Genomic DNA, 13,166 nt, shown 5'->3' on the forward strand with positions numbered 1-13,166 from the left:
CCGCCGATCAGCAGAAGCCGGGGGTCCCCAGCCACGCGACCTCCGCGGGTGGGACGTCGTCGCGCAGCACGGTGCCCTCGATCAGCCCGTAGGGCCGGTCCGCGGCGGAGTAGACGACGTCGGGGTTGTCCAGCCCGAACGCCGAGAGGTCCTGCAGGACGTGGTGCCTGTTGGGCAGGGACAGCCGCACCTCGGCGACGTCGGGGCAGCGCTCCAGCACCGCCTCGCCCATCGCGTAGAGGGTCTGCTGCAGCGCCAGGGAGTGCGTGCCGGCGAAGGTCTCCAGCAGCGTCGTCCGGACGACGTCGTACGTCGCGTCCCAGTCCAGGTCGGTGCCCGTGCAGCGCCAGCGGGCGGTGACCGCGGTGGCCAGGATGCGCTCGCGGGTCTCGGCGAGGGTGGTGTACCGGTCGCGCGGGAAGCCCCGGAACTCCGAGCCGGTGGTCTTGAGGACGACGAGGTCGCGCAGCCCGGCGAGCACGTGCGCGTCGTCCCCGTCCACCGTGACCACCGCCGTCCGCACCTCGCCGCCGTCGCGGCGGAAGGCGTGCTCGTGCGGCTGCCCGCCGACGGCGATGCGGTCCCACCCGAACGAGTCGACCGCGACCCGGGCGCCGGTGATCCAGTCGTAGGCGCCGGCGAAGTGGCGGGCCAGTCGCAGGGCGAACGCCTCGGGTGACCCGACGCCGTCGCGGGCGAACGCGAACACGGTGTTCTTCTGGGTGTCGGTCGCCAGCACGTGCGCGTTGTCGCCCGCCGTGTGCGCGGCGGCGAAGTCCCCGCGCAGGCTGCTGCTGACGTCCAGGTCGACCAGGGTGTGCCGCGGGCTGCTGCGGTCGACCGCCACCACGCGGACCTCCGCCTTGCCGTACTGGTTGGGGCCGAGCCGGATCGCCATGCGCGGCACTGTTGCACGTGGAACAGCGCGCCCGGCGGCGCCGCTAGCTGCCCCGGTAGGTCGAGTAGGCGAACGGCGCCAGCAGCAGCGGCACGTGGTGGTGCTCGGCGGGCTCGCGGACGTCGAAGGAGAGCACCACCTCGGGGTAGAAGGTGTCCCGCCCCTGCCCGGCGAACCACGGACCGGTGGCGAAGACCAGCCGGTGGGCGCACGGCGCGGTCGCCCCCTCGGCCAGCCGGCACCGGCCGTCGGTGTCGGTGACCCCCTCGGCCACCAGCTCGTCCCCGGCGAGGAGCCGGACGGTCATCCCCGCCGCCGGCCGGCCCAGCACGGAGTCCAGCACGTGCGTGGACACGCTCACGAGACGAGCTCCCGCACCCGCAGCGCGGTGATCTCGGCCAGCTGACCGGTGACCTCCGCCCGCTCGGTCTCCTCGTCGTTGCCCAGCCTCCGGCGCAGCTCGGCCAGCAGCTCCTCCGGTGAGCGGCCCGCCGCGCGGACGAGGAAGACCCGGCCGAAGCGCTCCTCGTACTCCCGGTTGCCCTCGGCCAGCGCGGTGCGCGTCGCGTCGTCCGCCGAGCCCACCGCGCTCTGCTCCCGGCGGGAGGCCGCCGCCTCGGGCGAGGACCCCCCGGGTCGGTCGCCGATCCGGGGGTGCACGGCGATCGCCAGCTCGACCTCCTCCCACGGCAGGCCGCGGACGACGTCCTCGGCGCGGGCGACGAGCGCGTCGACGTCCGGGTAGGGCCGGCCGGCCACCACCTCGGCGGCGAACCGGGGTGCGGCGTTGCACGCTCGCAGGGCCTGGACGGCGCGGTCGGCGGGCTCGGCGTTGAAGTCGTCGAGGGCACCCATGCGACGAGGATGGCAGCCCGTCCGGCGGCCCCCGCGCGGGGACCACCGGCGTGGCAGGGTCGGGGGATGCCGCTGCCGGAGGACGTCTACGCCGAGCTCGACCGGCGGCTGGCACCCGTCGACGCCGCCCGCGCCGCCGCCTTCCCCGGCGAGCGGACGACGCGGCAGCCGGTGCACACCTGCTACGTGCCCGCGGACGCCGTCGTCCCGGGCCTCGCCGCCGCCTGGGGCGCCGAGGCGCTGGCCGCGCTCGACGAGCACGGACTCCCCGACCTCGGCCTGGACGGCGGGCTGCTCGAGGAGGTGCTGCCGCGGGTGCGCGCCAAGCTCGCCGCCGAGCCGGTGGAGGACCTGCGGGTCGACGCCGAGGACGGCTACCGCGGCCCGCCCGGGCGGGAGGACGACGACGTCCGCCGGGCCGCCGCGGCCGTGGCCGGGGACCTCGCCGCGGGCAGCGCCCCACCGTCGGTCGGCATCCGGGCCAAGTCGCTGGAGGGTCCCACCCGGCGGCGCGGCGTCCGCTCCCTGGACCTCTTCCTCGGCGGCCTGTCCCCCGGTGACGTCGCCCCGCACGCGCGGGCGGCGACGGTCACGCTGCCCAAGGTGACCGACGTCGAGCAGGTGCGGGCGTTCCTGCCGGTGCTGGACGCGCTGGAGGCCGAGCACGGCGTCGTCCTCGCCCTGGAGCTGCAGGTCGAGACCCCGCAGGCCGTCGTGGGTCCCGACGGCGCGGTGGCCGCCGCCCGGCTGGTGCACGCGGCCGGACCCCGGCTGACCGGTCTGCACTCCGGGACCTACGACTACAGCGCCGCCCTCGGCATCGCCGCGGCCCACCAGTCCTCCGACCACCCGGCGCTCGACCTCGCCAAGCAGCTCCTGCAGGTCGCCGTCGCCGGCACCGGGGCCGTGGCGGTCGACGGCTCGACCAACGTGCTGCCCGCGGGCGACCGCGACGCGGTGCACGCGGCCTGGCGGCTGCACGCCGGGCTGGTTCGCCACGCCCTGGAGCGCGGCCTCTACCAGGGCTGGGACCTGCACCCGGCCCAGCTGGTCACCCGCTACGCGGCCACCTACGCCTTCTTCCGCGCGGCGCTGCCCGCCGCGGCGGCCCGGCTGGCGGCCTACCTGGACCGGGTCGACGGCGGCGTCCTCGACGAGCCGGCCACCGCGAGGGCGCTGGCCACCGTCGTGCTGCGGGGGCTGGACTGCGGCGCGCTGGACGACGGCGAGGTGCGGACGGCCACCGGTGTCGGGCGCCCCGAGCTGGCGCGGCTGGCCGGGCGCAGCGCGCGGGTCGACACGTCCGCGACCGGCCCGGGCGACCCTCGACCTACCATCCCCTCGTGAACGACCAGGACCTCGGCGCGTCGCTGTTCGCCGGCGGCGGCGAGGTCGGCCGGGCGATGGCCGGGATCGACTGGGCGCAGACCCCGCTCGGCCCGCCGGAGCGGTGGCCCTCCGGGCTGCGGCACACCGTCCGGATCCTGCTCACGTCGCGCTTCGCCATGTGGGCCGGCTGGGGCCCGGAGCTCGCCTTCTTCTACAACGACGCCTACCGGCACGACACGCTGCAGACCAAGCACCCCTGGGCGCTGGGCCGGCCGGCCTCCGAGGTGTGGGCCGAGATCTGGCCGGACATCGCGCCGCGCACCTCGGCGGTGCTCCACGACGGCACCGCCACCTGGGACGAGGACCTGCTGCTCTTCCTGGAGCGCAGCGGCTACCGGGAGGAGACGTACCACACCTTCTCCTACAGCCCCCTGCCCGACGACGACGGCGGCACCGGCGGCCTGCTCTGCGTGGTCACCGAGACCACCCAGCAGGTCGTGGGCGAGCGGCGGATGGCCACGCTGCGCGACCTCGCCGCAGCGCTCGGGGCCGCCCGCTCCGAGCAGACCGTGCTCGCCGCCGCCGGCGAGCAGCTCGCCCGCAACGACGTCGACCTGCCCTTCAGCGCCGTCTACCTGCTCGACGACGACGGGACCGCCCGGCTGGGCAGCGCGGCCGGCATCGAGCCCGGGTCGGCCGCACTGCCCCGGGTGCTGACCGCCGAGGACGACGCGGTGTGGCCGGTGGCGCGGCTCCTGGCCGGCGAGGACGTCGTGGTGGCGGACCTCGACCGCCGGTTCCCCGGCCTGCCGACCGGCGCCTGGGAGGTGCCCCCCGTCCAGGCGGCCGCGCTGCCGATCGCCTCGTCGTCCCAGGACCGCGGCCCGGTCGCCGGCTTCCTCGTGGTCGGCCTCAACCCGCACCGGCGCTGGGACGACGCCTACCGCGGCTTCCTCGGCCTGGTGGCCAACCAGCTCTCCGCCGCCCTCACCAACGCCGGCAGCTACGAGGCCGAGCGGCGCCGGGCCGAGGCGCTGGCCGAGCTGGACCGCGCCAAGACCGACTTCTTCAGCAACGTCAGCCACGAGTTCCGCACCCCCTTGACGCTCATCGCCGGCCCGGTCGCCGAGCTGCGCGCCTCGCCGGTGGCCGCGTCGGACCCGCGGGTGCGCGAGGAGCTGGAGGTCATCGAGCGCAACGCCCAGCGGCTGGGCAAGCTGGTCAACACCCTGCTGGACTTCTCCCGCATCCAGGCCGGCCGCATCGACGCCCGCTTCGAGCCCGTCGACCTCGCCGCCACCACCGCCGAGCTGGCCAGCGTCTTCCGCTCGGCCGTCGCCCGGGCGGGTCTGGAGTTCACCGTCGACTGCGGCCCGCTGGACGGGCCGGTGCGCGTCGACCGGGACATGTGGGAGAAGGTCGTCCTCAACCTGCTCTCCAACGCGCTGAAGTTCACCTTCACCGGCGGCATCGCGGTGCGGCTGCGACAGGACGACGGCTGCGCGCGGCTGAGCGTCACCGACACCGGCACGGGCATCCCCGCCGACGAGCTGCCCCGGCTCTTCGAGCGGTTCCACCGGGTGGCCGACGCGCGCGGGCGGTCCGGCGAGGGCAGCGGGATCGGCCTGGCCATGGTGCGCGAGCTGGTCGGACTGCACGGCGGCACCATCGACGTCGACAGCGCCCCCGGCACCGGGACGACGTTCACCGTCACCGTGCCGATGGGCGCCGCCCACCTGCCTGCCGACCGGCTGGCCGAAACCGCTCCCGACGCGCCCACCGTGTCCCCGGCCGCCGTCCCCTTCGTCACCGAGGCGCTGCGCTGGCTGCCGGACGGCGACGCCGCCGCCGAGCCGGCGCCGGCGAGCGCGGGTCCGGCGGTGGTCTCCGGCCGGGTGCTGGTCGCCGACGACAACGCCGACATGCGGGGGTACCTGCTGCGGCTGCTGGGGCCGCACTACGAGGTCCGGGCGGTCGCCGACGGCCGGCAGGCCCTCGACGCGGCGCTGGCCGACCCGCCGGACCTGGTCGTCAGCGACGTGATGATGCCCGAGCTGGACGGCATGGGCCTGCTGGCCGCGCTGCGCGCGGAGCCGCGCACCGCCCGGGTCCCGGTGGTGCTGCTGTCGGCGCGGGCCGGCGAGGAGGCCGCCGTCGAGGGCCTGGCGGCCGGGGCCGACGACTACCTGGTCAAGCCGTTCTCCGCGCAGGAGCTGCTCGCGCGGGTCCGCGCGCACCTGGAGCTGGGCCGGGCCCGGCGGGCCGCCGAGGAGCAGTTCACCGCGATGGCCGACCTGGCGCCGGCCCTCATCTGGGTCACCGACCCCGACGGACGACGGGTGTTCGTCAACCGCGGCTGGACCGAGTTCACCGGCCGCCCGGCCCGCGAGGAGGTCGGGGACGGCTGGGAGCAGGGCCTGCACCCGGACGACCGGGACCGCTACGCCCAGGTCGTCGCCGCGGCGACCGCGCGCCGGGAGGGCTGGGAGGTCGACGTCCGGCTGCGCCGCGCCGACGGCACCTACCACTGGCTGCTGGAGCGGGCCGTGCCGATCGGGGGCCAGCCGACCGGGGCGGGCGAGACCCCCGCCGGCTACGTGGGCAGCTGCACCGACATCAACGCCCGGACCCGGGAGACGGCCCGGCAGACCCTGCTGGCCGACGTCGGCACCGCGCTGGACCGGGAGACCACCGTCGACGGGCAGCTGGGTGCGCTGGCCCGGCTGCTCGTGGACAGGCGGCTCGCGGACCTCTGCACGGCCCGCGTGCTGGCGGACGACGGACGGCTGCGCTTCGCCGGGATCGCCGGGCTCCACGGTGCCGCCGAGGCCGCCGTGGCCGACCTCGACCCCGAGTCGGGGCTCGGCCCCGAGGTGGTGCGCACCGGCCGGACCGTGCTGCGGGCGCAGCTGCCCCAGGTGGCCCCCGACCGCCCGGAGGTCGCGGAGGTCCTGGCCGTCGGCCCAGGGATGGCGGTGCCACTGTCCGTCCGCGGCCGGGTCCTCGCCGTCCTCGGGCTCGCCCGGCGTCCGGACGCGCCGCCGTACGACGACGACGACCGGGTGCTCGTCGAGGAGGTCGCCGGCCGCGCCGCCCTGGCGGTGGACAACGCGCTGCTCCTCGCCGACGAGCGGGCGGCCGCACGACGGCTGGCCCTGCTGCAACGGGCGACCGCCGAGCTGTCCGCGGCGACCACCCCGCTGGAGGTCGCCCAGGTCGCCGGCGGCCACGTCCGCGCGCTCACCGGCCCGGACAGCCGCGTCGCGGTCTACGAGCTGGACCCGTCGCACCGGGCGCTGTCCGCGCTGGCTATCGCCGGCGGGAGCCCGGCCGGCCTGGAGGCCTGGCGGACGCTGCCGATGTCGGCCCCGCTGGTGGCCACGACCGCCGTCACCGAGCGCCGTCCGGTGTGGGTGGAGGACGTCGCCGCGCAGCCCCCGGCCCACCGCGAGCTCGCGCCGGAGCTGGCCGCGTCGGCGGCGGACTTCGGGCTCGCTGCGGTCGCGGCCCTGCCGCTGTCCGCGGCCGGGCGGGTGGTCGGCGTCCTGTCGATCGCCTGGCCCGAGGTGCAGCGGTTCTCGGCGACCGACCGGGCGGTGCTGCTCGCCGTCGCCGAGCAGTGCGCGCAGGCCCTCGACCGCGCCCGGCTCTACCGGGCCGAGCGGGGCATCGCCGAGACGCTGCAGCTGAGCCTGCTGCCGGCGCAGCTGCCCGCACTGGAACGGCTGGCGCTGGCGGCGCACTACCTGCCCGGCGCCGAGGGCACCCAGGCCGGCGGCGACTGGTACGACGTCGTCGAGCTGGCCGACCACCGGGTGGCGATCGCCGTCGGCGACGTCGTCGGGCAGGGTCCGGCCGCCGCCGCGGTCATGGGCCAGTTGCGCAGCGCGCTCTCGGCGGCCGTCCTGCAGGGCTGCGGGCCCGCGGAGGCGCTCGAGCTGCTCGACCGCTTCGCCGCCCGGCTGCCCGGCGCACTGGCCTCCACCGCCGCCTGCCTGGTCGTCGACGGCACGGCCGGCACGGTGCGGTGGGCCCGAGCCGGTCATCCGCCGGCCCTGCTGGTGACCTCCGACGGGGCGCAGCTGCTCGACGGTGCCGGCTCCGGCGCCGTCCTCGGCGCACCCGGCCGGCGCCCGTACACCGAGGGCACGGTCGAGATCACCCCGGGTGCGACGTTGCTGCTCTACACCGACGGGCTGGTCGAGCGCCGCGGCGAGGTCCTCGACGACGGGCTGGAGCGGGTGCGCGCCGCCGCGGCCCGGCACGCCGCGGCCGACCCGGTCGGGTTGACCGGACGGCTGCTCGCCGAGGTCCTCGCCGGCGCCGACCAGCCCGACGACGTCGCGCTGATCGCCGCCCGGCTGCTGCCCGCCCCCCTGTCCGCCCGGCTGCCGGCCGACCCCCGGCGGCTGTCCGCGGTCCGGCGGGCCGTGACGGCGTGGACGGCGGCGGCCGGACTGCCCGACGACACCGCCGAGGACCTGCAGCTGGCGCTGGGTGAGGCGCTGGCCAACGCGGTGGAGCACGCCTACGCGGCGGCCGCCGCCGAGGGCGAGTGCAGCTACCGGGTGGCCCGCGAGGCCGACGGGAGCGTGCGGGTCGAGGTGCGCGACTCCGGCCTGTGGCGGCCACCGCCGGCCGACCGCGGCTACCGCGGCCGCGGCCTCGAGCTGATCAGCGCGCTGGCCACCGACGTCGAGGTGGTGCACGTCCCGGAGGTCGCGGGCACGACCGTCCGCTTCCGGGTGGCCCCCGCCGTCCCCGGCACCCCCGAGGTCCGTCCGCGGCGCGGCACGGTGGGTCCTCCCCTCGACGGGGGCGCCGTGGTGACCGTGCACGACGAGCCGGGCGGGCCGCGCCTGGAGGTGCACGGCGAGGTGGACCTGGCCACCGCGGGGCGGCTGCGGCGGCAGGTGCTCACCCGGCTCGAGCAGCTCGCCCCGGGGTCGGTCGCGACGCTCGACCTCGGGCCGACCGGCTACCTGGCCAGCGCCGGCGTCGGGCTGGTGCTGGAGGCCGTCGCGCGGGCGCGGCGGGCCGGCGTCGAGCTGCGGGTGCTGGCCCGGCCCGGGACCCCGCCGGCGCGGATCCTCGCCCTGGCGGGGGTCGACGAGCAGGCCTGGGAGGGACTGCAGGCGTGACGGCGCGCACAGTGGGCACCCCCTGGGTGATCGGGGGTGGGCGTGGACGAGGATGACGCGGCACCCGGCCTGAGCTCTCGGCCGGAGGGAGGACCGGACGAGGTGGACCGAGCGGTGGGCGAGGCCCGGGCGCCGCTGCCGCACCCGGGGAGCGGCGCGGGGTCCCCGGTCCCGTCGCGGCACTCCGCCGCGGTGGTGCGCGGGGAGGCCGACCTGCTGGCCGTGGCCCTGCCCTTCCTCGACGCCGGGCTGCGCGCCGGGGACGTCGTCGCGCTGACCTGCCCGCCCGACATCGCGGCGCTGCTCTGCGGCGAGCTCGGTGAGCGCGCCGGGCAGGTCCGCGACGACCCGCGGCTGAGCCTGCTCGGTGCCCGGGCGCCCGACGCGCTGGCCCACGCCCGGCGGACCGCCGAGCAGGCGGGGGACCGGCAGCTGCGCGTCCTCTCCCTCGTGGACTTCGGGCCCACCCCGGCCGGCTGGCGCGAGGGGGTGCGGTTCGAGTCGGCGGCCAACCGGGTCGTGCAGGACATGGCGGTCGACGCCCTGTGCCTCTACGACCGGCGCCGGCTGCCCGCGGAGGTCGTCGAGACCGCCGCCGCCACCCACCCGTTCCTGGTCGTCGACGGTGCCTGGGGGCCGAGCCCGGCCTACCGCGACCCGGTGGAGTACCTGCCCCGGCTGCCGTGGCCGCGGGAGCCGGTCCAGGACACCGCACCGGTGCTCGCCCTCGACGACGTCCCCACGCTGGTGGCGCTGCGTCACGCGATCGGCCGGGTCCTCGCCGCCCGGGTGCCCGACCGCGACCAGCGGGAGGACCTGCACCTGGCCGCCGCCGAGGTCGCCGCCAACGCCTTCCGGCACGGCGTCCGCCCGGTGTCGGTGCGGATGTGGACCGACGGCGAGCGGCTGGTCTGCGCCATCACCGACTGCGGGCACTCCTTCGGCGACCCGCTGGCCGGGTTCCGGCCCGCCCACGGCGCCGACCTCGCCCGTGGCGGCATGGGCCTGTGGCTGGCCCGCAAGCTCTGGGACTCCGTCGACCTGGTCCCCGGCCCCGAGGGGCTCACCGTCCGGCTCAGCACCCGCCTGCAGCCTGCTTGACGCCGTCGATCTCTCACTGCTGAGGTACCGGCGTGGGGGACGCCGTCGACCAGATCCTGGCCCAGTGGGCCCGGGAGCGGCCCGACCTGGACTGCAGCCCGATGGGCGTCGTCGGGCGCATCTCGCAGCTGCAGCGGGAGGTCTTCCTCGCCCAGCGCGCCACCTTCGCCCGCCACGGGCTCGACGTCCCCTCGTTCGACGTGCTGGCCGCGCTGCGCCGCGCCGGTGCCCCCTACCAGCTGACGCCCACCGCGCTGATGCGCACGGCGCTGGTCACCTCCGGTGCCATCACCCAGCGGCTGGACCGGCTGGAGGAGCGGGGGCTGATCACCCGCGAGCGCAGCGAGGCCGATGGGCGGGTCGTCGTCGTCACACTGACCGAGGCCGGCCGCGCGGCCCTGGACGCCGCGCTGCCCGACCACCTGGAGACCGAGCGCCGGTTGCTGGCCGGCCTCGCCGACGACGACCTGGACGCCCTCGCCGGGCTGCTGCGCCGGCTGCTCGTCGCCCTGGGCCGCGTGCCCTGACACGGCGGTCCTCCGGACCGCACCGCGGCCAGGTGCCGTCCCCCTGCTGCGTCGAGCCCTGCCCGGCACTCGATCGCGGGAGCCTGCGGCCCCCACTCCTCGCGCCGCCACCGCAGGGCGTCTCCGGTCGGCCGCTCAGGTCAGTGCGGGTACGTCGTCCGGGGCGAGGTCGGGGCGGACCCGCACGAAGCGCAGCGGGTGGCGGAAGACGCCGGCCTGCAGCGCGGCGTCCGCGCTGACCTCGACGACGACGTCCGGGCGGACGCGGGTCAGCGGCACCGACAGCCGGCCGCCGCCGAAGGCGCCGGTGCCGATCCGCTCCGGCCACGGGTGGTCCGGCCCGGCCGGGGTGAGGACGGCGGTCAGCTCGGCGGACTGCGCGGGCGACAGCGGGCTGGTCCGGCCGACGACGACCAGCTCGCCGTCCCGGTACCGCCCGGCCACGAGCTGGCTCGGCCGCTCCAGCGGTCCGATGACGCCGCCGGCGAGCACCTCGGTGGTCTCCCAGGACTTCACCTTCAGCCACTCCCGCCGGCCGGGCGCGTAGCGGGTCCCGGCGCCCTTGGCGACCAGCCCCTCCACCCCGGCGGGCCGGAAGTCGGCCGACCACTGCCGGGCCTCGGCGGGGTCGGCGGTGACCGGTGAGAGCTGCATCGGCGGGGCCCACCGGGCGGCGAGGTCCTCCAGCGCGGCCCGCCGCTCCCGCAGCCGGCGCGCGCGCAGGTCCGCGCCGCCCAGCGCCAGCAGGTCGAAGGCGACGTAGGAGGCGGGCGCGGCGGCGACCAGCGCACCGATCCGGCCGGCGGTGGCGACCATCCGCTGCTGGAGCAGCCCGAAGTCCAGCCGGGAGCCGTTCCAGACGACGACCTCGCCGTCGAGCACCGTGCCCGCGGGCACCTGGGCCACGGCCGCGGCGACGACGTCCGGGAACCGGGAGGACAGGTCGCGGCCCTGCCGGGACCAGACCCGGGTCGTGCCGCCGGTGCGGACGACGACCAGGCGGTAGCCGTCCCACTTGGGCTCGTAGAGCACCCCGCCGGGCAGCGCGTCGGCCCGCGGCAGGTCGCGCACCGGCTTGGCCAGCTCCACCGCGACCGGGCCGGCCAGCTCGGGCGGCACGTCGGGCAGGCCGGGCACGGACAGCGGCACGACGGACAGCCTGGGGGCTGCCGGGCGCCCGCGCGGGTCGCTGAGCTGCCGGTTCACCCCTTCGGGGCACGTCGCCACGCTCCGCGAGGAGGCCGAGGTACCCGCACGAGCGGTGCCGGAGGTCAAGGCACGATCCGGCAACGGCGGGGTACCAAGGAGGGTGATGACCGAGCGCAAGCCCCCGGGGATGTCCTTCGAGACCTGGATCGACCACCAGATCACCCAGGCGCAGGAGCGCGGGGCGTTCGAGGGGCTCGAGGGCACCGGCCGCCCGCTGCCCCGGCGGGACAGGGAGCAGACCAGCTACGAGTGGGCGCTGGAGTGGGCACGCCGCCAGCAGGCCGACCCCAAGGACATGCTGCCGCCGGGCATGGCGCTGCGCCGCGAGCGCGAGGACCTGGCGCTGCGGGTGCCGCAGCTGCCCAGCGAGGCCGCGGTCCGGGCGACGGTGGCGGATCTCAACGCCCGGGTGGAGCAGCACTGGCGGCGTCCGCAGGACGGGCCGGACGCCGTCCCCGGGCTGGCCGACGAGGACGCCCTCGTGCGGCTCTGGCAGGCCACCCGCCCGCCGCCGTCCCTCCCCGAGCCGGTCGTCCCGCCGGCGCCCCCGCGGTCCCGCTGGTGGCACCGCCTCCGTTCGCCGCGGGCGTAGCCGCCGGTGCATCCCCGGGCAGCGGTCGGGTACGGCAGCGGCCCCGAGATGAGGAGGTCGCCATGACCGAGGTACCGGGCACCGACCGCGACGAGGCGCGCGAGAACGTCCTGCACGAGACGCCGCTGGTCCCCGAGGACGTCGACGACACCGACGACGACCCGCGCCACACCGACCACCCGACGAACCGGGGCGACGAGGGCGAGACCGGCGACGGGGCCAAGCCGCCGGCCGGGAGCACCGAGTTCGGCACCCGCTGAGGGAGGACCCGCCGCCCCACCGTGGGAGGACCCGTCCTCCCCGCCCTTCGCCGGCTCAGGGGAGGACCTGGGACGGGCCGCTGCAGCGGGGCCTCCGCACCGGACGTGGACCCGCGGCCGGGGACCCGGGAGCCGGGGGCCCGGGAGCCGGGGGCCCACCCGCAGCGGTTCCCCCTGGCCGCTGCGGGTGGGGGTCCGGCGGGTCAGGGCCGGGGGTCGGGGAAGGTGTCGTCCGCCGTCCCCGGGGTCAGCTGACGCACGTCGGTCCCGTCACGGTCGACGAGCCAGGTGGTGGAGCGCGCCCCGTCGTGGGCCCAGAACGCGACCTGCCGGCCGTCCGCCGTCCACCGCGGGTACCAGTCGTCCCGGTCCGGCTCCCCGGTCAGGGGGCGTGCCGGCCCGCCGGTGGCACGCATCGTGGCCAGGTCCCGCTCGTCGGCGAGCAGGTCGAAGCGGCTGAACGCGATCGTCCGGCCGTCCGGCGAGTACTCCGGTGTGCTCTCGTCGACGTCCGGCGTGTCCGTCAGCTGCCGGATGCGCGAGCCGTCCGGGCGCATCCGGTGGAGGTCCGCGTCGTCCGCGGGCGGCATCACGGCGTAGACGAGGTACCGGCCGTCCGGTGACCAGGCGGGGGCGTTGTCGGTCACGAAGGGGTTGGTGGTCAGGCGCTGCAGCCGCGTGCCGTCGGCCGCCACCCGGTAGACCTCACCCTCCGGGTCGTCGCGGTTCGACGTGAAGGCGAGGGTCCGGCCGTCCGGCGACCACGCGGGCGAGTCGTTCCGGACCTCCGCTCCGTCGGGTGTCGTCGCGGTGTCCGTCACCTGCACGAGGTCGGAACCGTCGGCGTCCACCACGAAGACCTCGGCGTTGCCGTCCCTGGTGCTGACGAAGGCGATCCGTCGGCCGTCCGGCGACCAGACCGGCTGGTCGTCCTCGACGTCGTTGTGGGTCAGCTGCCGGATGCGCCCGTCGGCCAGCAACCGGTAGACCTCGGCGTCCCCGTCGCGGTCGCTGCTGAAGACGAACGGGAGCGCCTCGCCGCCCGCCTGTGCCGGGACGGTGAGGAGAGGCACGACGCCGAGCGCCGACGCGAGCACGACGAGGGAGCGACGCATCCGGGATCACCTGCTCCGGTCCGGTCCGCGTCCCCCTCGGACCGGTGGGGACGCACCCGGCCGGTGCGGCCAGGTGGGGACGAGGGTGGCCCGTCGGGGCCGCGGGCGGATCGGGGCCGGCCCTGGTCCCGCCTCGGGG

Annotated in this window: 11 protein-coding genes; 6 read left to right on the top strand and 5 right to left on the bottom strand. The window is 77.3% G+C overall.

The window, feature by feature from the left end:
* Positions 1 to 7: 7 nt before the first annotated feature.
* The 3 genes from pucL to uraD are packed head-to-tail and all read right to left on the bottom strand — an operon-like array spanning position 8 to position 1,753.
* Positions 8 to 898 (bottom strand): factor-independent urate hydroxylase, encoded by an 891-nt coding sequence (gene pucL, locus BMW27_RS17165; RefSeq protein ID WP_091446395.1) that lies wholly within the window; start codon positions 896 to 898, stop codon positions 8 to 10.
* A 43-nt stretch (positions 899 to 941) separates the two neighbouring features.
* On the bottom strand, positions 942 to 1,259 hold the full coding sequence (gene uraH, locus BMW27_RS17170; protein ID WP_091446202.1) for a hydroxyisourate hydrolase: 318 nt from the start codon (positions 1,257 to 1,259) through the stop codon (positions 942 to 944).
* Positions 1,256 to 1,753: a 2-oxo-4-hydroxy-4-carboxy-5-ureidoimidazoline decarboxylase gene (gene uraD / locus BMW27_RS17175; protein ID WP_091446204.1), complete on the bottom strand. Its 498-nt coding sequence runs from the start codon at positions 1,751 to 1,753 to the stop codon at positions 1,256 to 1,258. Before uraD ends, uraH begins: the two co-directional genes overlap by 4 nt.
* 66 nt (positions 1,754 to 1,819) lie before the next feature.
* Here uraD and BMW27_RS17180 point away from each other — a divergent pair, with 66 nt between their 5' ends.
* The 4 genes from BMW27_RS17180 (at position 1,820) to BMW27_RS17195 (ending at position 9,851) form a co-directional block, all read left to right on the top strand.
* Positions 1,820 to 3,100 carry a DUF6986 family protein gene (locus BMW27_RS17180; RefSeq protein WP_217638192.1) on the top strand — a complete coding sequence of 427 codons (1,281 nt, stop codon included), beginning with the start codon at positions 1,820 to 1,822 and terminating at the stop codon, positions 3,098 to 3,100.
* Positions 3,097 to 8,223: a SpoIIE family protein phosphatase gene (locus tag BMW27_RS17185; protein ID WP_091446206.1), complete on the top strand. Its 5,127-nt coding sequence runs from the start codon at positions 3,097 to 3,099 to the stop codon at positions 8,221 to 8,223. The genes BMW27_RS17180 and BMW27_RS17185 overlap by 4 nt, the downstream gene beginning before the upstream one ends.
* Before the next feature lie 102 nt (positions 8,224 to 8,325).
* The gene (locus BMW27_RS17190) at positions 8,326 to 9,324 is read left to right on the top strand and encodes a sensor histidine kinase (protein WP_175486545.1); all 999 of its coding nucleotides are present in this window, start codon (positions 8,326 to 8,328) and stop codon (positions 9,322 to 9,324) included.
* A 32-nt stretch (positions 9,325 to 9,356) separates the two neighbouring features.
* Positions 9,357 to 9,851: a MarR family winged helix-turn-helix transcriptional regulator gene (locus BMW27_RS17195; protein ID WP_091446210.1), complete on the top strand. Its 495-nt coding sequence runs from the start codon at positions 9,357 to 9,359 to the stop codon at positions 9,849 to 9,851.
* A gap of 135 nt (positions 9,852 to 9,986) precedes the next feature.
* Here the strand turns inward: BMW27_RS17195 and BMW27_RS17200 are convergent, their stop codons facing one another.
* The gene (locus BMW27_RS17200; protein WP_091446397.1) at positions 9,987 to 11,000 is read right to left on the bottom strand and encodes an ATP-dependent DNA ligase; all 1,014 of its coding nucleotides are present in this window, start codon (positions 10,998 to 11,000) and stop codon (positions 9,987 to 9,989) included.
* 163 nt (positions 11,001 to 11,163) lie between these two features.
* Between BMW27_RS17200 and BMW27_RS17205 the strand changes: the two genes are divergently transcribed.
* Both BMW27_RS17205 and BMW27_RS17210 read left to right on the top strand, forming a co-directional pair.
* Positions 11,164 to 11,652, top strand: a complete 489-nt coding sequence (locus tag BMW27_RS17205; protein WP_091446212.1) for a DnaJ family domain-containing protein — start codon at positions 11,164 to 11,166, stop codon at positions 11,650 to 11,652.
* Positions 11,653 to 11,714: 62 nt separating this feature from the next.
* Complete coding sequence (locus BMW27_RS17210; RefSeq protein WP_091446214.1) at positions 11,715 to 11,912, top strand: hypothetical protein; 198 nt, start codon at positions 11,715 to 11,717, stop codon at positions 11,910 to 11,912.
* A gap of 203 nt (positions 11,913 to 12,115) precedes the next feature.
* On the opposite strand, the gene BMW27_RS17215 is transcribed toward BMW27_RS17210, so the two are convergent.
* Entirely contained in the window at positions 12,116 to 13,027 is a 912-nt protein-coding gene (locus BMW27_RS17215; RefSeq protein WP_091446216.1) for a TolB family protein, read from the bottom strand.
* Positions 13,028 to 13,166: the final 139 nt, after the last annotated feature.

It is taken from the genome of Geodermatophilus poikilotrophus (assembly GCF_900111455.1).
Lineage (GTDB): Bacteria > Actinomycetota > Actinomycetes > Mycobacteriales > Geodermatophilaceae > Geodermatophilus > Geodermatophilus poikilotrophus.